The sequence below is a fragment of the Mesorhizobium sp. M1409 genome (genome assembly GCF_040317535.1).
In the GTDB taxonomy this organism is placed as follows: Bacteria; Pseudomonadota; Alphaproteobacteria; order Rhizobiales; family Rhizobiaceae; genus Mesorhizobium.
The window spans coordinates 102,665-123,080 of sequence record NZ_JAMYKV010000014.1; the positions used below are offsets into that span (position 1 = coordinate 102,665).

The 20,416-nt window shown below is 61.8% G+C and carries 19 protein-coding genes and 1 tRNA gene; 11 read left to right on the plus strand and 9 right to left on the minus strand.

From position 1 onward, the window contains the following. Positions 1 to 43 precede the first annotated feature (43 nt). From NKG99_RS14150 to NKG99_RS14185, 8 genes are all read left to right on the plus strand, one after another. Complete coding sequence (locus tag NKG99_RS14150; protein ID WP_352868495.1) at positions 44 to 1,546, plus strand: winged helix-turn-helix domain-containing tetratricopeptide repeat protein; 1,503 nt, start codon at positions 44 to 46, stop codon at positions 1,544 to 1,546. A gap of 167 nt (positions 1,547 to 1,713) precedes the next feature. After that, a tRNA-Ser gene (locus NKG99_RS14155) sits at positions 1,714 to 1,803 on the plus strand. 164 nt (positions 1,804 to 1,967) lie between these two features. Then, a complete protein-coding gene (locus NKG99_RS14160; protein ID WP_352868496.1) occupies positions 1,968 to 2,765 on the plus strand; it encodes a sterol desaturase family protein in 798 nt (265 codons plus the stop codon). An 80-nt stretch (positions 2,766 to 2,845) separates the two neighbouring features. After that, complete coding sequence (locus NKG99_RS14165; protein ID WP_352868499.1) at positions 2,846 to 3,544, plus strand: DUF2161 domain-containing phosphodiesterase; 699 nt, start codon at positions 2,846 to 2,848, stop codon at positions 3,542 to 3,544. A gap of 56 nt (positions 3,545 to 3,600) precedes the next feature. Then, positions 3,601 to 4,008 carry a DUF930 domain-containing protein gene (locus NKG99_RS14170; RefSeq protein ID WP_352868502.1) on the plus strand — a complete coding sequence of 136 codons (408 nt, stop codon included), beginning with the start codon at positions 3,601 to 3,603 and terminating at the stop codon, positions 4,006 to 4,008. Between the two features lie 182 nt (positions 4,009 to 4,190). Further along, positions 4,191 to 4,850, plus strand: coding sequence for a TerC family protein (locus tag NKG99_RS14175; RefSeq protein ID WP_352868505.1), 660 nt, complete (start codon positions 4,191 to 4,193; stop codon positions 4,848 to 4,850). 140 nt (positions 4,851 to 4,990) lie between these two features. Further along, the gene (gene rimO, locus NKG99_RS14180) at positions 4,991 to 6,304 is read left to right on the plus strand and encodes a 30S ribosomal protein S12 methylthiotransferase RimO (protein ID WP_352868507.1); all 1,314 of its coding nucleotides are present in this window, start codon (positions 4,991 to 4,993) and stop codon (positions 6,302 to 6,304) included. Between the two features lie 109 nt (positions 6,305 to 6,413). Then, positions 6,414 to 7,520, plus strand: coding sequence for an acyltransferase family protein (locus tag NKG99_RS14185; protein WP_352868509.1), 1,107 nt, complete (start codon positions 6,414 to 6,416; stop codon positions 7,518 to 7,520). A gap of 47 nt (positions 7,521 to 7,567) precedes the next feature. Here the strand turns inward: NKG99_RS14185 and NKG99_RS14190 are convergent, their stop codons facing one another. The 8 genes from NKG99_RS14190 to NKG99_RS14225 form a co-directional block, all read right to left on the minus strand. Next, positions 7,568 to 8,635: a BMP family ABC transporter substrate-binding protein gene (locus NKG99_RS14190; protein ID WP_352868511.1), complete on the minus strand. Its 1,068-nt coding sequence runs from the start codon at positions 8,633 to 8,635 to the stop codon at positions 7,568 to 7,570. A 50-nt stretch (positions 8,636 to 8,685) separates the two neighbouring features. After that, positions 8,686 to 9,606, minus strand: a complete 921-nt coding sequence (locus NKG99_RS14195; RefSeq protein ID WP_352868513.1) for an ABC transporter permease — start codon at positions 9,604 to 9,606, stop codon at positions 8,686 to 8,688. Next, positions 9,606 to 10,736 carry an ABC transporter permease gene (locus tag NKG99_RS14200; RefSeq protein ID WP_352868516.1) on the minus strand — a complete coding sequence of 377 codons (1,131 nt, stop codon included), beginning with the start codon at positions 10,734 to 10,736 and terminating at the stop codon, positions 9,606 to 9,608. Before NKG99_RS14200 ends, NKG99_RS14195 begins: the two co-directional genes overlap by 1 nt. After that, the gene (locus NKG99_RS14205; protein ID WP_352868517.1) at positions 10,733 to 12,310 is read right to left on the minus strand and encodes an ABC transporter ATP-binding protein; all 1,578 of its coding nucleotides are present in this window, start codon (positions 12,308 to 12,310) and stop codon (positions 10,733 to 10,735) included. The genes NKG99_RS14200 and NKG99_RS14205 overlap by 4 nt, the downstream gene beginning before the upstream one ends. A 178-nt stretch (positions 12,311 to 12,488) precedes the next feature. After that, positions 12,489 to 13,466: a quinone oxidoreductase family protein gene (locus NKG99_RS14210; protein ID WP_352868520.1), complete on the minus strand. Its 978-nt coding sequence runs from the start codon at positions 13,464 to 13,466 to the stop codon at positions 12,489 to 12,491. 22 nt (positions 13,467 to 13,488) lie between these two features. Next, the gene (gene pcsA, locus NKG99_RS14215; protein WP_352868522.1) at positions 13,489 to 14,307 is read right to left on the minus strand and encodes a phosphatidylcholine synthase; all 819 of its coding nucleotides are present in this window, start codon (positions 14,305 to 14,307) and stop codon (positions 13,489 to 13,491) included. Then, on the minus strand, positions 14,304 to 14,918 hold the full coding sequence (locus tag NKG99_RS14220; RefSeq protein WP_352868524.1) for a DUF1326 domain-containing protein: 615 nt from the start codon (positions 14,916 to 14,918) through the stop codon (positions 14,304 to 14,306). The genes pcsA and NKG99_RS14220 overlap by 4 nt, the downstream gene beginning before the upstream one ends. A 14-nt stretch (positions 14,919 to 14,932) precedes the next feature. Beyond that, positions 14,933 to 15,871 carry a DUF2182 domain-containing protein gene (locus NKG99_RS14225; RefSeq protein WP_352868527.1) on the minus strand — a complete coding sequence of 313 codons (939 nt, stop codon included), beginning with the start codon at positions 15,869 to 15,871 and terminating at the stop codon, positions 14,933 to 14,935. 68 nt (positions 15,872 to 15,939) lie between these two features. Between NKG99_RS14225 and NKG99_RS14230 the strand changes: the two genes are divergently transcribed. Both NKG99_RS14230 and hspQ read left to right on the plus strand, forming a co-directional pair. After that, positions 15,940 to 17,148, plus strand: coding sequence for a UbiH/UbiF family hydroxylase (locus NKG99_RS14230; protein WP_352868529.1), 1,209 nt, complete (start codon positions 15,940 to 15,942; stop codon positions 17,146 to 17,148). 163 nt (positions 17,149 to 17,311) lie between these two features. Further along, positions 17,312 to 17,635, plus strand: a complete 324-nt coding sequence (gene hspQ / locus NKG99_RS14235) for a heat shock protein HspQ (protein ID WP_056587784.1) — start codon at positions 17,312 to 17,314, stop codon at positions 17,633 to 17,635. Between the two features lie 83 nt (positions 17,636 to 17,718). On the opposite strand, the gene NKG99_RS14240 is transcribed toward hspQ, so the two are convergent. Next, positions 17,719 to 18,348 carry an invasion associated locus B family protein gene (locus tag NKG99_RS14240; RefSeq protein WP_352868532.1) on the minus strand — a complete coding sequence of 210 codons (630 nt, stop codon included), beginning with the start codon at positions 18,346 to 18,348 and terminating at the stop codon, positions 17,719 to 17,721. A gap of 232 nt (positions 18,349 to 18,580) precedes the next feature. Between NKG99_RS14240 and NKG99_RS14245 the strand changes: the two genes are divergently transcribed. Next, complete coding sequence (locus NKG99_RS14245) at positions 18,581 to 20,401, plus strand: extracellular solute-binding protein (RefSeq protein WP_352868533.1); 1,821 nt, start codon at positions 18,581 to 18,583, stop codon at positions 20,399 to 20,401. Positions 20,402 to 20,416 lie beyond the last annotated feature (15 nt).

Genomic DNA, 20,416 nt, shown 5'->3' on the forward strand with positions numbered 1-20,416 from the left:
TTTAAGCGGTGCCGAAAACTTCCGAAACGTCTAATATGCCGACATGCAGGGGACTCGCATCGCTTTTGGTCCGTTCGTACTCGATGCCGACATCGGGACGCTCCTTAAAGAGCAGATCCCGATCGCTATTGGACATCGTGGGCTGACGCTGCTTGCTGCGCTTACGGCACGGCCCGGTGAAATCCTGACCAAGGCCGAGCTGATGGACGCTGCCTGGCCGGGTACCGCCGTTGAGGAAGGCAACCTTACCGTCCAAATAGCGACGCTAAGAAAGGCACTCGGTCCAGCTGACAACGGCGGCGAGTGGATCGCCACGGTGCCTCGCGTTGGCTACCGCTTCACCGGGACTGTCGAGCCGGTGGCGAGCGCATCCCCCAGACCTATACCACTGTCCGGCAAGCCGTCGATTGCGGTGCTGCCTTTTGCCAACTTGAGCGGCGATCAGGACCAGCAGTATCTCAGCGACGGCATAACCGAGGACATAATTACGGAGCTGGCCAGGTTCCGCTCCCTCCTCGTCATCGCGCGCAATTCATCTTTTCAGTTTCGCCATCCGGCATTGGACATGGCCGAAGTCCATCGCAAACTCGGAGTTCGCTACCTCGTCGAAGGCAGCATACGAAAGCTCGGTGATCGCATTCGGATCACCACACAGTTGATTGACGCCGCCACCGGCACCCACCTGTGGGCCCAACGGTACGACCGGGCCCTCGACGATATCTTCGCATTGCAAGACGAGGTTGCGGCTCTTATCGCCTCGATAGTCGAAGGCCAGGCGGAGGCCGATTCGGCGAGCCGGACCAGCCGCAAACCTCCGGCCGATTGGGATGCATATGACTACTACCTGCAGGGGCGCGCGCACTTCTACCGATATGAATTGGACAAGTCCGAGCCCCTATTCGTCCGGTGTGTCGAACTCGATTCAACGTTCGCTCAAGGCCACGCCTTCCTCGCGCAGGCCCTCGTCGGCAGATTTTGGTACGACAACGATCCGCGGACGCTACAGAAGGCCTGGGACTCGGCACGAACGGCGCTTGCTCTCGATAGGAGCGATGGCGTCTGTCACCAGAGCATGGGGCTGGTGCTTACGCACATGCGGCAGCACAGCGACGCGGGAGTGCATTTCGAGCTAGCGAGCTCATTGAACCCGCTAGACGTGAACATAGCGGGGGACTACGCAAGCTGGCTCAACTATGGCGGTCGGGCAGAGACGGCGCTGAACGTGCTCGAAACTGCGCTCCTGCGCGACCCGTTACCTCCGATATGGTTCTGGGAGGTGAAGGGCAGCTCCCTCTTCCTGCTTGGAAGGTACTCGGAAGCCGTCGGTTCGTATAAGAAAGCCGGTGACCAATTCTTCATTCATGCCTTCCTCGCGGCGGCGTACGCACATTTGGGCGAGACGCAGAAGGCGCGCGCTGAAGTCGAGGAAGCACTGACGAGGAAACACGACCTGACTGTCCGGTTGATTTCAGGTCTCCCGTTCGCCGATCAAGTCGCCCTCGAGCTTTTCACGTCAGGTTTCAGAAAGGCCGGTCTTCCCGCGTGAACGCACCTTCGTGCCAGGAATGCAGGCCGATGCCGCGGAGCAGGTTGACGCCGTGATCCAGCGCGCGGTAAAGGCGAAGGCGCAAAAGGCCATTCGGTAGCAAAATGGTAGCAGCGGTCAGATTGGAGGCCACTGGAAAGCCAGAAAAGCTAACGAAATCAAGCCTTGGAGGAATGGCCGAGCGGTTTAAGGCACCGGTCTTGAAAACCGGCGTGGGTGCAAGCTCACCGTGGGTTCGAATCCCACTTCCTCCGCCAAACCCGAAGAAAATTTAATAAAATCAATAGTTTGATAGTTTCTGTCCTGGCGCCCTATTCACGATTCATGCTGGCGGCGTCTGTGCGAAAGCAGAACCTTTAGCCTTTGGAAAGGGGAAATGTGGTTCTTTTCGGAGGCGCAGACTGCGCGCCGGGGCGAATGAATGGATATCCTTGGTATCAAGGCACTGTTGATCTGCGGGCTGATCTTCATTCCGTTCGAACATCTGTTTGCCGAGCGGCCGCAGAAGATTTTCCGCAAGGGTCTGGCTGTCGATCTGATCTATCTGCTGTTCAACGGCTTCATCATAAAGGTGGCCATCGCCATCATGGCGGCCGGTGCCCTCGGCGCCGCTGCAATTTTGGTCCCGCAATCGATAACGCAAGCCGTCAGCGGTCAGCCCGTCTGGCTGCAGGTTGCGGAAATCATCCTGATCTCCGACATCGGCGTCTATTGGGCGCATCGGGCCTTCCATAAAATCCCCGCGCTTTGGAAGTTTCATGCGATCCACCACGGTATCGAGGAACTGGACTGGCTCGGGGCTTTCCACAATCATCCTGTCGACGCCATCGTCACGAAGGCAATATCGCTGACGCCGATCTTTTTCCTTGGCTTCTCCGAAGCCTCGATCGCTGTCTTTTCGATCATTTACCTCGGGCACACGCTGCTTGTTCATTCAAACGTGCGGATTCCGTTCGGCCCTTTGAAATGGCTGATCGCCAGCCCGCAGTTCCATCGCTGGCACCATGCCAACCAGCGCGAAGCCTACGACAAGAACTTCGCCGGGCAGTTGCCTTTCCTCGATGTCATGTTCGGTACCTACAATATCACCGCTGACAAGGTGCCGGAGAAGTACGGCGTCGACGATCCGATCCCCTCCACCTACTTCGGTCAGATCGCCTATCCGCTCCTGCCCCGCGGGAAGCCATTGAATCGAGCCGCGCCGAGCACCGAAGCCTGACATCGACGGGTTTCGGGCGTGCCGTAAGAGGCCGCGCCCGCGGGAGGCTTTTCGCGTCGAATCGGCTAAACCTTCGAAGCATGAACGAGACCTCACTCTATGCGCCGGTGAAGCGGTTCCTCGAAAGCCTCGACTTCGTCGTCAAAGGCGAGATCGGCGGCTGCGACATCGTCGCGCTGCGCGAAGGTGAGCCGCCCGTCGTCGTCATCTGCGAACTGAAGCTGCAGTTCAATCTCGAACTGGTGCTGCAAGGTGTCGATCGCGCCGCGGCCTGCGACGAGGTTTGGCTGGCCGCGCGCATGTCGGCCCGGGGCAAGGGCCGCGAAAGCGATGCACGGTTTCGCAATCTCTGCCGCCGCCTTGGCTTCGGCCTGCTTGGCGTGACCGCGACCGACCGGGTCGAGGTGCTTCTCAGCCCGATCGCACTGGCGCCGCGCAAGAATGCGCGCCGGCGCTCCCGCCTGGTCGACGAGCACCAGCGCCGGCGCGGCGATCCTGTTGCGGGAGGAGGATCGCGCAATCCGATCATGACGGCCTATCGGCAAAGCGCCCTCGCCTGCGCCGCCGCGATGGTGGACGGACCCAGGCGGCCGCGCGATCTGAAGGCGGTGACGCCGATCGCGCCGAAAATCCTGCAGCACAATGTCTATGGATGGTTCGCGCGTGTCGACCGAGGCCTCTACGATCTCACGGATGCCGGCCGTGCTTCGCTGGTCCGTTGGCCGCAGGCATCGCACGATGAATCCCGACACGCAATTTTGAACGTATCGACCATTTGATTGATGATGCCTGCGGGGTCCGAGGCGGTCCCCTTGGTTGATTTCTCCGACAAAATATGGTGCTTGTCCCGCCCATGAAGAAGCTCTGCATGACCGCCTTGGCGTCTGTGACACTGAGTTTTCCAGCCAGCGCAATGGACAGTGCATTGCGCGCCGGCCTGATGAAACTCGATCCCCAAACCCGCCTTGAACAGCGTTGTGACGCCGAAGTGCTCGACCGGATCACTCACGACGATCGCAAGTTCAAGGCCGATCGCGTCGTCGCCTACGCCTTCGCGACGCCAGAGATGGGCGCTGATGCAATCAAAAGCCCGGGCGCTGCGTTTCGCAGCAAGGGGCAATGGTACCGGCTGAAATTCAAGTGCCAGACGGCGCCCGACCATATGGAAGTTTTGCAGTTCCGCTACCGGATCGGCGACGAGATTCCGGAAGCCGATTGGGCAAAGTATAATCTCTACGATTGATCTTCGATCGGCCATGGTTTTGCCCTGCTGTCGATGAGCGCCGCAGGGCCTCTGATCCAGATTTGACGTAACGGTGCTGCGGTGATGTCGCCACGAGCGGTCCCTTGACGCCAAGGGACCACCAAGTTAGGCCCTCTGGATAATCGAGGACCACTCGGCAAATCAGCAAGGGCTTCCGGTCGATGGACATTTTCAGCGCTGCCAGTCTGACCGCCCTGCTCCAGGTCATCGCCATCGACCTCGTGCTGGCCGGCGACAATGCGATCGTCATCGGTCTTGCCGCTGCCGGCCTGCCGGCCGAACAACGCAAGAAGGCGATCCTCATCGGCGTGCTGGCGGCAACGGTGCTGCGCATCGGTTTTGCCGCGGTCACCGTCAAGCTGCTGGCGATCGTCGGCCTGCTGCTGGCCGGCGGCATCTTGCTGCTGTGGGTCTGCTGGAAGATGTACCGCGAGCTGCGCACGTCGCATGCCGATGAGCTGGAAGCGACCGAGGCGCTGTCGAACTCCGATCTCAACGGCGACAAAAAGGTGGCCGGCAAGGCGAAGCGCAAGACGCTCGGCCAGGCGGCCTTGCAGATCGTCGTCGCCGACGTGTCGATGTCGCTCGACAACGTGCTGGCGGTCGCGGGTGCCGCGCGCGATCATTTTCCGGTGCTGGTCATCGGCCTCGTGCTGTCGATCGCGCTGATGGGCCTCGCCGCGACTTTCATCGCAAAACTGCTGCAGCGCCACCGCTGGATCGCCTATGTCGGTCTGTTGATCATTCTCTATGTCGCGGTGGACATGGTCTATCGCGGTGCGGTGGAAGTCTGGCCGCATGTAAACGGCGCGGTCAGCTGAGGCGGCTGTCCGCCGCGTCTTCGACCGAAAGCTCGCAGTGCAATCGTCATGCGTTTTGCCGCATCGCAGGCGTGCCCATACCAATGCCGTAATAAGTGTGGTACTGGCCCGGCAATCCTGAAAAGCCCGGAAAACCTTATATGTCCGCTCCCCGCGTGAGTTTTGTCAGTCTTGGATGCCCGAAGGCCCTTGTGGATTCGGAGCGCATCATCACGCGCCTGCGCGCCGAAGGCTACGAGATCGCACGCAAGCATGACGGTGCCGACCTTGTCGTCGTCAACACCTGCGGCTTCCTCGATTCCGCCCGCGACGAGTCGCTCAATGCCATCGGCTCCGCGCTTTCGGAGAATGGCCGGGTCATTGTTACCGGCTGCCTCGGCGCCGAGCCGGATGTCATTCGCGAGAGGCATCCCAATGTTCTGGCGATCACCGGACCGCAGGCCTATGAGAGCGTGATGGCAGCCGTGCATGAGGCCGCACCGCCTTCGCACGACCCCTATATCGATCTCTTGCCGCCGCAAGGCGTCAAGCTGACGCCGCGCCACTACGCCTATCTCAAGATTTCCGAAGGCTGCAATAACCGCTGCACCTTCTGCATCATTCCCGCGCTGCGTGGCGACCTCGTCTCGCGGCCGGCGGCCGATGTGCTGCGCGAAGCCGAGAAATTGGCCAAGGCCGGCGTCAAGGAACTCCTGGTCATCTCGCAGGACACCAGCGCCTACGGCATCGACATCAAGTACCAGACCAGCATGTTCGGCGACCGCGAAGTGCGGGCGAAGTTCCTCGACCTTTCCGAGGAACTGGGCAAGCTCGGCATCTGGGTGCGCATGCACTATGTCTACCCCTACCCGCATGTCGCCGACGTCATCCCGCTGATGGCCGAGGGCAAGATCCTTCCCTATCTCGATATCCCGTTCCAGCACGCCTCCCCCCAAGTGCTGAAGAACATGCGGCGCCCGGCACATGGCGAAAAGACCCTCGAGCGCATTCGCGGCTGGCGCGAGATTTGCCCGGATCTCGCCATCCGCTCCACCTTCATCGTCGGTTTCCCCGGCGAGACGGACGACGATTTCGAGATGCTGCTCGACTGGCTCGATGAGGCCAGGATCGACCGCGCCGGCTGCTTCAAATACGAGCCGGTCCGGGGCGCCCGCTCCAACGATCTCGGTCTCGACCAGGTTCCGCAGGAGATCAAGGAGGCGCGCTGGCACCGCTTCATGCAGCGCCAGCAGAAGATTTCGGCGACGCAGCTGGCCAAGAAAGTCGGCAAGCGCTTGCCGGTGCTGATCGACGAGGCGCACGGCACATCGGCAAAGGGCCGCACCAAATACGACGCGCCCGAGATCGATGGCGCGGTCCACATCCAGTCGCGGCGCCCGCTGCGTCAAGGTGACATTGTCACCGTCAAGATCGACCGCGCCGATGCCTATGACCTCTACGGTTCGGCGGTCTGACGGGATCGGTACGCCGTCTATTTACTACATCTGGCGATAATTCAGGCCGCTTAACCCGCTCAGCCGCGATCCGCTCTATGGTTTCCGGATCGTGGATGCGGGAATCCGGATGGACATCAGACCTCCCAGGCAAGACTACATCGCGACGCTGGATCTGCTCAGGCTGGCGGCAGCACTTGCCGTTGTGTTCTTTCACTATTTCTTCCGCGGCGCGGCCGCCGAAGGCTTTCTCGCCGAGGGTTATCCGCTCGCCGCGCCGCTCGCCCTCTACGGCTATCTCGGCGTCAATCTGTTCTTTCTGATCAGCGGGTTCGTCATTGCCTGGTCGGCGGAAAATCGCAGCTGGGACCAGTTCGCGATCGCACGTTTCGTTCGCCTCTATCCCGGCTTCCTGTTCTGTATGACGATCACCTTCGCGATCGTCTTTCTGGCTGGCTCACCGCTGCTTCCAGCCTCTTTCAGCCAGTATGCCGCCAATCTGTCGATGTTCGCACCGGCCTTCGGCCAACCCTTCATGGACGGCGTCTATTGGTCGATCGTGCTTGAGCTGGTTTTCTACGGTTGGGTGACGCTGGCCCTCCTCACCGGGCTGTTCCAGAAACGCAAGCTGGAGCTGATCTTCATATGGCTGGCCATCTCGGCCTTGAACGAGTTCTTCTTCGGCAGCGGCGCGGCAAGGCTGCTGTTCATAACCGAGTTCGGACCATTCTTCGCCGCCGGCGTGGCGCTCCACCACATCCATGCACACGGCCGTTCACTACCGGCTTTGCTGCTGCTTGCCGCATCGTTCCTGATCTCCTGCGGCACGCTATCCGTGACGCAGCTCTGGATGCAGGGCCACTACGGCATCGCGGTTTCTTCGGCAAATCTCGTCGTCGCCAATGTCGTCATGCACGCGGGCTTGATCGGCGCGCTGCTGTTGCGCAATCGTGTCAGGCCGTCGGCACTCACCCTGGCGCTGGGCGGCCTGACCTACCCGCTCTATCTCCTGCATCAGGACATCGGCTATCTCGCCATCAACGCCGCGGCACCCCTGGTCGGCAAATGGTTTGCCGCCCTCGGCTGCATCGCGCTCATGCTGGTTGTTTCGTGGGCGATCTGGCACACATGCGAACGACCGGCTCAGCGGCTGCTCAGAACATGGCTCGGCCGCGCGGTTGATACTGGGCTGGCGCGATTTCGCCGCGTCTTTGCCGAGGCACAGCCCGCCGAATGAAAAAGGGCGCCGCGCGGCGCCCTCCTCACTTTGATATCTCGCGCCGCTTATTGCGGCAGCTTGTCGTCGACACCCTTCACATAGAAGTTCATGCCGAGCAGCGTGCCGTCGTCGGCGACTTCGCCGTCCTTCAGCCAAGGCGTGCCGTCCTGCTTGGCGATCGGCCCGGTGAAGGGGTTCCAGCCGTCGGCGATCTTCTTTTCGGTGGCTTCGGCCATCGCCTTCACGTCGTCGGGCATGTTGGTGAAGGGGGCGAGCTTGACCGCGCCGTCCTTGATGCCGAGCCAGACATTGTCCGGCTTCCAGGTGCCGTCGAGGGCTGCCTGGACGCGGCTGATGTAGTACGGACCCCATTCGTCGGTGAGCGAGGTCAGCTGCGCGTGCGGCGCGAACTTGATCATGTCAGAGGACTGGCCGAAGCCGTGCAGCTTGCGCTCCTCCGCCACCTGCAAGGCAGCGGTCGAATCGGTGTGCTGGACGATGATGTCGGCGCCCTGGTCGAACAGCGCCTTGGCGGCGTCGGCTTCCTTGCCCGGGTCGAACCACGAGTTCACCCAGACGATCTTGGCCTTGAAGTTCGGGTTGATCGACTGCGCGCCGAGCATGAAGGAATTGATGCCCATCACCACTTCGGGGATCGGAAAGGAAACGATGTAGCCGGCAACGCCCGCCTTCGATTGCTTGGCGGCGATCTGGCCGAGCACATAGCGGCCTTCATAGAAACGCGCATTGTAGATGCCGAGATTGTCACCGGTCTTGTAGCCGGTTGCGTGCTCGAACATCACCTTGGGGAATTTCTTGGCGACCTTCACTTCCGGATCCATGAAGCCGAAGGAGGTGCCGAAGATGATCTTGCAGCCTTCGCGTGCCAGGCGCTCGAAAGCGCGGTCGGCGTCGGGGCCTTCGGAGACGTTTTCGAGATAGGCGGTCTCGACCTTGTCGCCCAGCGCCTTCTCCACCTCGAGACGGCCCTGGTCGTGCTGGTAGGAATAGCCGAAGTCGCCGATCGGGCCGGTGTAGACCCAGCATGCCTTCAGCTTGTCCGCGGCCTCGGCGGTCGCCGCCAGCGATAGGGCGGCGGTCGTGGTCATCAGGGCAATAAGCAGTTTTTTCATTGTGTTACCTCTCTGAGTTAAGCCTTGGAGCTTCCCGTTTGTTTTTGTTGTCAACGATCCGGAACGAATGGCTGCCCCAAGGAAGCCGGCGTGTTCATCATCGTCAGACGCTTGTTGCGCGAGATTAGAACGAGAACCACGACGGTTGCCAGATAGGGCAGCGAAGAAAGGAACTGCGAGGGCACTGGAATGCCAAAAGCCTGTGCATGAAGCTGGCCGATCCACACCGCGCCGAAGATGTAGGCGCCGGCCAGCACCCGCCATGGCCGCCACGAGGCGAACACCACCAGCGCCAGCGCGATCCAGCCGCGGCCGGCGCTCATGTTCTCAACCCATTGCGGCGTGTAGACCAGCGACAGGTGGCCGCCGGCGAGACCGGCGCAAGCGCCACCGAAGATCACCGCGAGATAGCGGTAGCGGATGACGTGGATACCAAGCGCATCAGCGGACGTGTGGCTGTCGCCGATCGAGCGCAGCGTCAGTCCGGTACGCGTCTTGAACAGGAACCACATGACGGCGGCGGTGAGCGCAATCGAGATATAAAAGATCGGGTCCTGGCCGAACAGCAATCGGCCGATCACCGGGATCGAGGTCAGGCCGGGAATGTCGAGGTTGGGCAGCCGTTCGCCGGGCTGACCGACGAAACTGGTGCCCATCATGCCGGAGAGGCCAAGGCCGAGCAGCGTCAGCGACAGGCCGGTCGCCACCTGGTTGGTGGCCAGCGACAGCGTCATGACGGCAAACAGCAGCGAGAACACGGCGCCCAGGGCTATTGCCGCCAGGAGGCCGATCCAGGGTGATCCCGTGAGATGACCGACGCCAAAGCCGCCAACGGCGCCCATGATCATCATGCCTTCGACGCCCAGATTGAGCACGCCGGAGCGCTCGACAACCAGTTCGCCGATCGCCGCGATCAGCAGCGGCGTTGCCGCCGTGGCGATTGTCAGAAGGATATTTACGGTGATGTCCATCAACGAGCTTCCTTCAACTTTGGCGCCGATTCGAGTTTCGCGGCACCCTCCGGTTTTGTCAGCGCCAGGCCGACCAGCCGGATGCGGTAGTGGATCAGCGTGTCGCAGCCGAGCACGAAGAACAAAAGCATGCCCTGGAACACCCGCGCCACCTTGTCGGAAATGCCGAGTGCGCTCTGCACCGCTTCACCGCCGAGATAGGTCAGCGCCAGCACCAGGCCGGCGGCGACGATGCCGAGCGGGTTGAGGCGGCCGAGGAACGCCACGATGATGGCGGTGAAGCCGTAGCCTGGCGAAATGACCGGCTGCAGTTGGCCGATCGCGCCCGAGACCTCCGAGATGCCGGCAAGCCCTGCCAACGCACCCGACAGCAGGAAGGCGAAGAACACCATGCGGTTGAGGCCGAAGCCGGCGAAGCGCCCTGCCCGTGGGCTCGAGCCCAGCACGCGCACCTCGAAACCCTTCAGCATGCGGCTCATCAGGATCCAGATCAGCACCGCGGCGACCAATGCGAAAACAAATCCCCAGTTCGCCCGCCCCGCGTCCGGCATCAGCTCCGGCAACACGGCGGACTCGCCGAACTGGATCGTCTGCGGAAAACCATGGCCTTGCGGATCGCGCCACGGCCCGCGCACCAGCCAGTCGAGGAAGAGCTGGGCGACATAGACCAGCATCAGGCTGGTCAGGATTTCGTTGGTGCCGAAGCGCGTCTTGAGCAGGGCCGGGATTGCCGCATAGGCCGCTCCGCCGACCATGCCGAGCAGAAGCATCAGCGGCAGCACCAATGGGCCTTCGAACCGCGGAAACAACACCGGAATGATCGAGCCGACGATGCCGCCGAGGATGAACTGTCCTTCGGCACCAATGTTCCAGACATTGGCCTTGTAGCAGACCGACAGGCCGACAGCGATCAGGATGAGGGGAGCGGCCTTGATCGCCAGTTCATGCAGCTGCCAGAGCTGGCTGACCGGCTCGATGAAATAGACGCGGAAGGCGGTCAACGGATTGACGCCGAGCAGCGCGAACATGATGGCGCCGGCGATGATCGTCAGCGCAAAGGCGATGAATGGCGACAGGGCCGAAAACAGCTGCGAGCGCTGTGGGCGTTTGACGAGTTCGAGGCGCATCATGCCGTCTCCAGCGTGTGTTCGGCGTGACCGGGTTCGGCGCCGCCCATCAGCAAGCCGACCTTCTCGAAGGTCGCTTCGGCGATCGGCAGCGGCTTGGACAGCGCGCCATTGTGCATGACCGCGATCGCATCCGATATCTCGAACAGTTCATCGAGATCCTGGCTGATCACCAGCACCGCCGATCCGCTGCGCGACAGCTCGATCAGGGCCTGGCGGATGTGGGCGGCAGCACCTGCGTCGACGCCCCAGGTCGGCTGGTTGACCACCATGACGCTTGGCCGGCGGTCGAGTTCTCGGCCGACGATGAATTTCTGCAGATTGCCGCCCGAAAGTGCCGCCGCCTCCGGATCCGGCGCGCTCTTGCGCACGTCCATTGCCTCGATGATGCGTTGGGCGGCGGCTTGGATGGCGGCGCTGTTGACCATTCCACCGCCGCTGACAAAGGCCTTTCCGTCGGTGGCATGGCGCGACAGCAGCAGGTTCTCGGAAAGCTTCATGCGCGGCGCGGCACCGTGGCCGAGCCGCTCTTCCGGCACGAAGGCGGCGCCCAGCAGGCGGCGTCCGGTGATGGTGAAGCCGCCCGCATCCTTGCCGCGGATGCGCACCGAGGCGGCATCCTGCTGCAACACCTCGCCGGAGACGGATTCGAAGAACTCGCCCTGGCCGTTGCCGGCGACGCCGGCTATGCCGATCACCTCGCCGGCGCGGACGTTCAGGCTGATGTTCTTGAGCGGTATCGAGAACGGCGTCGCCGGCTTGCGGCTGAGGTTGCGGATTTCGAGCAGCGATTGCGCCGTGGCGATGCCTTCGACCGGTGCGCGCACCACGGCCTGCACCTCATTGCCAACCATCATGCGAGCCAGCGACGAAGCGGTTTCCTCGCGCGGGTTGCAGTGGCCGACGACCTTGCCATGCCGCAGCACGGTGGCGCGGTCGCAGATACGTTTGACCTCTTCGAGCCGGTGCGAAATGTAGAGGATGGATTTGCCTTCCGAACGCAAACGCTCCAGCGTCTCGAACAGCTTGTCGGCTTCCTGCGGCGTCAGCACCGAGGTCGGCTCGTCCAGGATGATAAGCTGCGGCGTCTGCAGCAGGCAGCGGATGATCTCGATACGCTGGCGCTCGCCCACCGACAGGTCGCCGACCAGCGATTCAGGATCGAGCGGCAGGCCATAGCTGAAGGAAAGCGCTCTCGCCTTCGCCGCGATGCTGCTGATCGGCGAGCCATCGTCCAACGACAGCGCGATGTTTTCGGCCGCGGTCAGCGCCTCGAACAGCGAAAAATGCTGGAACACCATGCCGATGCCGAGTTTTTTCGCGACGCCGGGGCTGGAAATCCTGACCGCCTGGCCGTTCCAGAAAATCTCGCCGGAATTAGGCTCCAGCGAGCCGAACAGCATCTTGACCAGCGTCGACTTGCCAGCGCCATTTTCGCCGAGCAAAGCGTGGATTTCACCCCTGGCGATGTCGAGATCGATATGATCGCACGCCGTCAGCGTGCCGAATATCTTGGTGAGACCACGGACCTCGAGCAGGTTCGTGCCGTCCTGATTTGCACTCACAGTGCCTCCCATCTGGTTAGCCAGACATGTTCTGTGTTCCCGCAAGCATGGTAGGCGCGGCCGGCTCTTATCGGAAAGCGGCACGCGTCTTGAAAGAGCTTCAAGAATTTCAGCGGAAATTCAAGGGATAGCAAGCAAGAACGGACCAAGAGACTGTTTTGGCCGCCAGAGTAGAGTTTCCAACCAGTCTCTAAGGGATGAGAATGGTCGTCCCTGTTGTCCTGCGGCCCTCGAGGTCGGAATGCGCCCTGCCCGCGTCCTTGAGCGCGTAACGCTGGTTGATCTTGATCTTGACGGCGCCACTGAGCACAACCTCGAACAAGGCCGCGACGGAGACTTCGAGGTCCTCGCGCTTTGCATTGTAGACGAACAGCGTCGGTCGGGTTGCGAACAGTGAGCCCTTTTGCGCCAGCAACGACATGCTGAATGGCGGGATCGGCCCCGAGGACTGGCCGAAGCTGACGAACATGCCGAGCGGCCTCAGGCAGTCGAGTGAAGCCGGAAACGTGTCGTTGCCGACCGAATCGTAGACGACGTCGCATTTCCTACCGTCGGTGATGGCGGCGACGCCGGCGACGAAATCCTGGTCCTTGTAGTTGATGACGTGGTCGAAGCCGTGCGCCTTGGCGAGTTCGATCTTGTCGGACGAACTGGCGGTGCCGATGACGGTCGCGCCGAGATGTTTGGCCCATTGGCCGAGGATCAATCCGACACCGCCTGCCGCGGCATGGAACAGGATCGTGTCACCCGCCTTCACCTTGAACGTCCGGCGCAGCAGATACTCAGCGGTCATGCCTTTCAGCATCATCGCGGCGGCCTGTTCGTCGCTGATGCCATCCGGCACCTTGACGACGCGGCTGGCGTCGATGACGCGCTCTTGCGCGTAGGCTCCCGTCGTCACGGCATAGGCGATGCGATCGCCAGGCTTCAGCCACTCGACGCCCTCGCCGACCTCCAGCACGACGCCGGCGGCTTCGCCGCCAGGGACAAGCGGGAACCCGCCGGGCGGCGGATAAAGGCCCGAGCGATGATAGACATCGATGAAATTAAGGCCGATCGCCGTGTGCCGGATCAGGATCTGCCCTGCTCCCGGCTGGCCGGGATCGGCGTCCTCATAGGTCAGGACTTCAGGGCCACCATGGGAGTGGATGCGGATCGCTTTGGACATAGGCTAGGCTTCCTCTGGCTGATCAGGCCTTCTTGGCACCGAGATTGGGAAAGAACTGCATGATGCCACCAATGCTAGCGAGGTAAAGCCCCGTGATGGTGATGCCGATCTTGGTGAAGGTGCTGACTTGTTCTCCCAGCACGCCGATCTGATCGTAGAAGGCGGCGAGTGCCGCCTGTGCAAGGGCAAGTGCGCCAAAAGCGCACCACAAAAGGGTCATCGCAAGATTGATACGCCGCAACCGCACCACCCGCACCGGATGGATGAAGTTGATCGGGACGAAAGTGAGAATGCCGGCCACCACCACCACAGCGAACGAAACCCATTGTCCGGGCTCGATCACGAACAGCGTGAACACCACCATGTTCCAGACCACGGGGAATCCCTTGAAGAAATTCTCCTTCGTCTTCATGCCGGTGTCGGCATAATAGATGGCGCTGGAGACGACGATGATCGCCGCCGACAGGAATGACAGGCCCTCGCCCATGAAGCCGCGCTGGTAAAGCGCGAAGGCCGGGATCAGCACGTAGGTTACGTAGTCGATGATGTTGTCGAGCAGTTCGCCCGACCATGTCGGCAGGATCTCCTTGACCTCGAGCTTTCGCGCGATCGGCCCATCGATGCCGTCGACGAACAGCGCCAGCCCGAGCCACCAGAACATCGCCGTCCAGCGCTGTTCGCTTGCCGCCACCAGCGACAAAAAGGCCAGGAACGAGCCCGACGCGGTCAGCAGATGGACGGAGAACGCCCTCGCCTGCGGCCAGGTGACTTTCTTCTTCGGCCGCGGAATCCGGTCCGTGATCTTTTTGGCGGCTTTCCGGGCGGTTGTGTTCTTGCTCACGGGCCCCGCCAATCCAGTTTGCAGATCTCGGCCGAACGGCCGGCAAAATTCCAGTTGCGGCCGAAAGCCCGCATCTTGCTCTTGTCTGACCTGGCGACGATGATCTCGGGCGCGATCCAGTATTCCGAATTGCTGATCACCGCATCCTTATCACGATCCTTGCCGGGGATGGGTGTCACCGCCCCGTCGATGATCTTGGGTATCTGGAAGATACGTGTCCTGTCACGCGTCTCATAGGTGATCGGCACTTGCTCGACGCCGAGGAATTTGCCGACGAGGATTGAGAGCAGCGATGTGGTTCCGCCTGCCTTGCCGGTGAAGATCTTCGTCAGCGCCTTGGCCGCGTAGACCGAGGCTCGCTTGTCGACGAACAGCCCGGCGGTCCAGTTGCCGCGGCTCATGTACCCGGGGATTTCCATGATCAGCCCGAGATTGAGGCCGGACAGATCGACGTCGCCGAAATGGCCGGCGTCGATGCGGAACCCAGCCCAGGTCTGGCAATAGCCTTCGGTCGGCGGATGATTGCCGAGCGACAGCACGCAAGGACAAAAAACCGTGCAATTGCAGGAGAGTACGAGCTCTCCTTTCATTGCCCAGCTCTGATCTGCCATCGATTTTCCCCCACTCATAGCGAGACTACTAGCAGCGCGGCTGCCCAGACAAGCAGTATCGCACCGGCCAGCCGGGTTGGAACCCTGCTCGCCGTTTGTTTTTCGATCAGGGTGAACAGCCCGATCAACGCCATCCAGAAGATGTTCATGACGCCGACGGCGAACATCACCATCATCAGCGCCCAGCAGCAGCCGAGGCACCACAGGCCTTGCGCGACCCCAAGCCGGAAGATGCGGACCGGCCTTGCGCTCCAGTTCGCGAAAAGGATCGAAAACGGGTTCTTGCACTTTGTCAGACAGGCTTCCTTCAAGCCGCTGAACTGGTAGAGGCCGGCAATCAGAAGCGCCAGCGCGCCGGCAATGCCGACGACCGGGTCGAGCATCCCACCGGGCGAGCCGAATGCGTGGGCGGCCAAGGTCATTGCGGCAAACGTCACCGAGGCGCCGAGCCAGACGCTGAGGTAGCCGGCGACCAGCACCAGCGGATGGACGGCTGGCTCGCCCTTGATGCGTGCCGTATCGGCGATCTCGCAGTAAGTGCGGATCATCGGCGCGGCTGAAGGCAGCATCGTCGCGATCGCCATCAGGAACCACATCAAAACGAGCGCACCGGCCTGCAGGCCGAGGCTTGCATCCGGCGGCGCCGGCGACAGGCAGAGCGTGAAGAACCGTTCCAGGAAATCGGGCAGCGGCAGTTGCGGCAGCTTGCGCAGGATCGCGTCGCCGGGAGCACTGACGCCTGCGGTCCGCCCTTCGGCGGCACGGATTGCCATCGCGGCAAGGGATAGCCAGGCAAGCAGGATGCAAGCGCCGACGACGACGTTTACCGTCAGGCGAGGATTGCGCGCGATGGTGGCCATGGCGCGGCCGGCGCGATCGAGATGGCTGAAGTCGTCCTGCTGGCCGGTCATGTCACCCGAATGGGCCGAATCGCCGCGTTGATCAAGCAGCATGATCTGCCCTATATGCTCATCGACGGGCGGCCGAGTGGCCGCCTCGCATTGCAAACCGGAAGCCGATCTTGGAGCATGAGCAAACCGCGCGGATACTGGTTGCTGGCACGGGGCCGGCAGGACTGATCGCGGCGCTCGGTTTTGCCGCTGCCGGTTTCCCGGTGACGCTGGTCGGGCCGGAGGCCTCTGCCCCCGATGGCCGCACGACGGCCCTGATGAACCCTGCCTTGAAAGTGCTTGAGCGGCTGGGCGTGCTCGATGGCATCAAGCCCGAGGCGGCGCCGCTGAAAGTCATGCGCATCGTCGACGCAACCAGCCGGTTGATCCGCAGTCCGGTCGTCACCTTCCGCGCCAGCGAGATCGACGAGGACCAGTTCGGCCTGAACCTGCCCAACAGTGTCCTCAATCCGGCACTCGCCAACGCCGTTGCCATGCGTGACGGCATCGAATGGCGACGGTCCATGGTGGCGAACTGGCATCTTGATGCCCAGCACGCCCGAGCCGTCCTGGCCGACGGCAGCACGGTGGACGCATCGCTGGCGGTCGCAGCAGACGGACGCTTGTCGCCGGCGCGCCAGGCCGCCGGCATCTCGACCTCGGCTCGCTCCTATCCGCAGGCAGCCCTTGTCCTCAATTTCCGCCACAGCCGCGACCACGCCTTCACCTCGACGGAATTCCACACCGAGACCGGTCCGTTCACGCAGGTCCCGCTGCCCGGCGATCGCTCGAGTCTGGTCTGGGTGGTGAAACCCGAGACAGCGACCGAACTCGCGGCTTTGGACGATGCAACGCTTTCGATGCGGATCGAACAGCAGATGCAGTCGATGCTGGGCCGGGTGACGGTCGAGCCGGGCCGCCAGATCTACCCGCTTTCGGCTGTGACGCCGCTGCGTTTTGCGCGAAACCGGATAGCCTTGGTCGGCGAAGCCGCCCACGTGTTTCCCCCGATCGGCGCGCAAGGCCTCAATCTCGGTATCAGGGATATCGACGATCTGATTGGAATCGCTTGTGAAAATCGTCGCGATCCGGGAACCGCCAGGGCCTCGGCAGCTTACGATTTCAAGCGCCGGCCCGATATTGTGGCGCGCAGCAGCGCGGTCAATCTGCTCAACATGTCGCTGCTTTCCGACATGCTGCCGGCCCAGATGGCCCGTGTGGCCGGGCTCGGCGTGCTCGGGGGCTTCGCGCCGCTTCGTGCTTTTTTCATGCGTGAGGGACTTCGTCCCGGCAGCGGCTTCGCGGCGCTGGCCGGCGGCCTGCGAAGGCCGGCGCGCTGACAGCTTCCGACGATCCGCATTATCGACGGTCATTGACATCGCCGCATGCGGCAAAACCTTTGCGTCGCGTCCTGCGTAGCTTCGGGGCGCGCTCAAACGCTTCGGGATTGAATTGAGGCGCGGTCTGCGCCAAATAAAGCCAAGGAATTCAGTGGTGAGTACGATGAAAACAGCCAAATTCGCAATCGGACAGGTGGTTCGCCACCGGCTGTTTCCATTCAGGGGGATTATTTTCGACGTCGATCCGCAATTCGCCAACACCGACGAATGGTACGAAGCCATCCCCGCCGACGTGCGGCCGCGCAAGGATCAGCCGTTCTACCATCTGCTCGCCGAGAATTCGGAGACCGAGTACATCGCCTATGTCTCCGAGCAGAATCTGCTCGAGGATCAGTCGGGGGAGCCGGTCCGGCATCCGCAGATCAAGGAGATGTTCGACAAAAAGCCGGATGGGGGCTACCAGCCGAAACGGCAGTCCAGGCACTGACCGATCGAGCGACGGTCACAAAAAAAGCGGGGCATGACCCTGGGCATGACCCCGCTTTTTGTTGATCCGACGATATCGGCCGATCAGTTGGCGGTCTTCGCCTTATCCTGCTCTTCCTTGAGCTTCTTGGCGAAATCCTGGTTGTTCTTGGCGACGAAATCCTGAAGCTTCTTCTGCCGGTCCTCGATATCCGACTGCTGCAGCGCCGGGCCGTCATAGGCGCCGCTGAAGCCCTGCAGGGCGATCTTGATCGGATTGGGCTGATTCTGGAAATTGACCGAGGTGAGCGTGATCGCCTGGCCTTTCTTGAACGCGGCGACGAGCTGATCGGTCAGCGGCACTTCCGCCACGCAACGATCCGGAAAGCAGATGACATAGTCGAGCTTCTGCGCCTTGCCGGTATCGATCTGCAGGCCGATGCCGGGAGGCACCAGACGACCGGTCGGGACCGTCACCTGGAACACCTTGCGGTTTATCTTGCCCTTCAGCTCGATCAGGCTGACGCCGGTGACCAGCTGGCCGTTGCCGGCGGTGGTGATGTTCTGGACATTGCAGATGTCGACGTCTTCCTGCTTGGTGCAGGCCTTGAACCAGCCTTGCGGAATCTGCTGTTGCTGCTGTGCGGAAGCAGCGGGAAGTCCTGCGCCCAGAAAGCCGATCACGCCAGCGGCCATGACCGACAGGCGGTACGCGTTGCTGTTCAGGCTCGTCATGTCGTGCACTTCCTCTCAAATGATCCCGGGACCGGCTTCTTCGTGCCGTGTGGTCCAGCTACCTGTTGCCGAAATGAGGCAACAGAATGACTTCGGAGGGCGTGTTACACTGCAAGCGGTGTCGAATCCAGCCCGATGTCAGCAATTGTTGAAAGCACGATTGGCCGGCGCGCAGCGACGTCATGCTAGGGTGCGCACCGAATCATCAAGCCGACCCATTAAGGAGACGGTCATGGGCCGCGTTCTTGTTTGGCTGATCACAGCGACATCGTTTCTCGCACTTTCGCATCAGCCGGCCGCATCCGAGCCGAAGCACGCGATCGCCATGCAGGGCGAACCGGCGCTGCCGCCCGACTACACGCATTTCAACTACGTCAATCCCGACGCGCCGAAGGGTGGCTCGATCACCTTTTGTGTCGTCGGCAGTTTTGACAATCTCAACCCTTTCATCTTCAAAAGCCTGCGCACGACGGCGCGCGGCATGATGGACACGATCTTCGGCAATCTGGTCTTCGAGCCGTTGATGCAGCGCAATGCCGACGAGGCTTTCACGCTCTACGGGCTGCTGGCCGATAGCGCCGACATGGACCAGGAGCGCAAAAGTATCGAGTTCCACCTCAACCCGAAGGCCAAATGGTCCGACGGTGAGCCGGTGACGCCCGAGGACGTGCTGTTCAGCTATGACGTCTTTACGGAGAAAGGCCGCCCGCCCTACAGCGACCGCATGGCTAGGGTCGCCAAGCTCGAAAAGACCGGCGACCACGGCGTGCGTTTCACCTTCAACGACAAGGCCGATCGCGAATTCCCGCTGATCATCGCGCTGACGCCGATCATCCCGAAGCACGCCTTCGCCAAGGAAACCTTCGACAAGACGACGCTGAGGCCGGTTATCGGCAGTGGTCCCTATACGATCGCGCAGGTGCAGCCCGGCCAGCGCATCGTCTTCAAGCGCAACCCGGATTACTGGGGCAAGGATGTCCCCGCCAAGCGCGGTTTCGACAATTACGACCAGATCACCATAGAGTATTTCCTCAACGCCAACGCCAAGCTCGAAGCGTTCAAGAAAGGCCTTTGCGCCATCGACGACGACGGCGATCCGGTAAAGCGCGAGCGCGATCTCGATTTTCCCGCGTTCCACCAGGGCGACGTGGTCGCCGAAACCTTCGACACCGGCATTCCGCCCGTGGTGACCGGTTTCCTGTTCAACACGAGGCTGCGGAAATTCGCCAACCCGGTCGTGCGGCGCGCGCTCGGCATGCTCTACGACTTCGAATGGGCCAACAAGAACCTGTTCGGCGGCAAATACACGCGCACGATGAGTTACTGGCAGAATTCGGAGCTTTCCGCGCTCGGCCATCCGGCCGACGACAGGGAGAAGGCGCTTCTGGCGCCCTACCCCGGCCGCGTGCCGGCCGATGTCATGGACGGCTCTTACCGCCCACCGGTGACTGACGGATCCGGCCAGGACCGCCGGGTGCTTAAGGCGGCCTTCGATCTCTTGAAAAGCGCCGGTTATCACGTTCAGGACGGGACAATGCTCGATGCCGAGGGAAAACCTTTCGGTTTCGAGATCCTGACCGCCTCGCAGGACGAGGAGCGCCTTGCCGGCATCTACCAGCGTACGCTGGAGAAGATTGGCATAAATATCACCATTCGCAGCCTCGATGGCGATCAGATCCAGTCGCGCAAACAGCGCTTCGATTTCGAGGTCCTGGTCGGATCGAGCGGCTTCAACAACTCGCTGTCGCCCGGCATCGAACAGACCGGGCGTTGGAGCTCGGCCGCTGCCAGGACGGAAGGCTCGTTCAATCTTGCCGGCGTCGCCGATCCGGCGGTGGACGCGACAATCGAGGCGATGCTGCGCGCCCGCTCGAAGGAGGATTATGTCGCCGCCGTTCGCGTTCTCGACCGGCTGCTGATCTCCGGCAACTACATGGTGCCGATGCAGCACAACACGCAGCAATGGATCGCCTACTGGAACTACCTGGAACATCCGCGAAAGACGCCCATATTTGGGTATCAACTGCCGACCTGGTGGCGCAAGCCGAACTGAAAAGTCAGGAGAACG

Excerpts from the sequence above, each read along its gene's own strand:
- NKG99_RS14200 (WP_352868516.1), bottom strand. The coding sequence starts at position 10,736 with ATGATGCGCCTCGAACTCGTCAAACGCCCACAGCGCTCGCAGCTGTTT.
- NKG99_RS14210 (WP_352868520.1), bottom strand. The coding sequence starts at position 13,466 with ATGTCCAAAGCGATCCGCATCCACTCCCATGGTGGCCCTGAAGTCCTG.
- NKG99_RS14190 (WP_352868511.1), bottom strand. The coding sequence starts at position 8,635 with ATGAAAAAACTGCTTATTGCCCTGATGACCACGACCGCCGCCCTATCG.
- NKG99_RS14150 (WP_352868495.1), top strand. The coding sequence starts at position 44 with ATGCAGGGGACTCGCATCGCTTTTGGTCCGTTCGTACTCGATGCCGAC.
- NKG99_RS14185 (WP_352868509.1), top strand. The coding sequence starts at position 6,414 with ATGGACATCAGACCTCCCAGGCAAGACTACATCGCGACGCTGGATCTG.
- NKG99_RS14205 (WP_352868517.1), bottom strand. The coding sequence starts at position 12,310 with ATGGGAGGCACTGTGAGTGCAAATCAGGACGGCACGAACCTGCTCGAG.
- NKG99_RS14195 (WP_352868513.1), bottom strand. The coding sequence starts at position 9,606 with ATGGACATCACCGTAAATATCCTTCTGACAATCGCCACGGCGGCAACG.
- NKG99_RS14225 (WP_352868527.1), bottom strand. The coding sequence starts at position 15,871 with ATGCTGCTTGATCAACGCGGCGATTCGGCCCATTCGGGTGACATGACC.
- NKG99_RS14220 (WP_352868524.1), bottom strand. The coding sequence starts at position 14,918 with ATGGCAGATCAGAGCTGGGCAATGAAAGGAGAGCTCGTACTCTCCTGC.
- NKG99_RS14175 (WP_352868505.1), top strand. The coding sequence starts at position 4,191 with ATGGACATTTTCAGCGCTGCCAGTCTGACCGCCCTGCTCCAGGTCATC.
- NKG99_RS14245 (WP_352868533.1), top strand. The coding sequence starts at position 18,581 with ATGGGCCGCGTTCTTGTTTGGCTGATCACAGCGACATCGTTTCTCGCA.
- NKG99_RS14160 (WP_352868496.1), top strand. The coding sequence starts at position 1,968 with ATGGATATCCTTGGTATCAAGGCACTGTTGATCTGCGGGCTGATCTTC.
- rimO (WP_352868507.1), top strand. The coding sequence starts at position 4,991 with ATGTCCGCTCCCCGCGTGAGTTTTGTCAGTCTTGGATGCCCGAAGGCC.
- NKG99_RS14170 (WP_352868502.1), top strand. The coding sequence starts at position 3,601 with ATGGTGCTTGTCCCGCCCATGAAGAAGCTCTGCATGACCGCCTTGGCG.
- NKG99_RS14240 (WP_352868532.1), bottom strand. The coding sequence starts at position 18,348 with ATGACGAGCCTGAACAGCAACGCGTACCGCCTGTCGGTCATGGCCGCT.
- NKG99_RS14165 (WP_352868499.1), top strand. The coding sequence starts at position 2,846 with ATGAACGAGACCTCACTCTATGCGCCGGTGAAGCGGTTCCTCGAAAGC.
- hspQ (WP_056587784.1), top strand. The coding sequence starts at position 17,312 with ATGAAAACAGCCAAATTCGCAATCGGACAGGTGGTTCGCCACCGGCTG.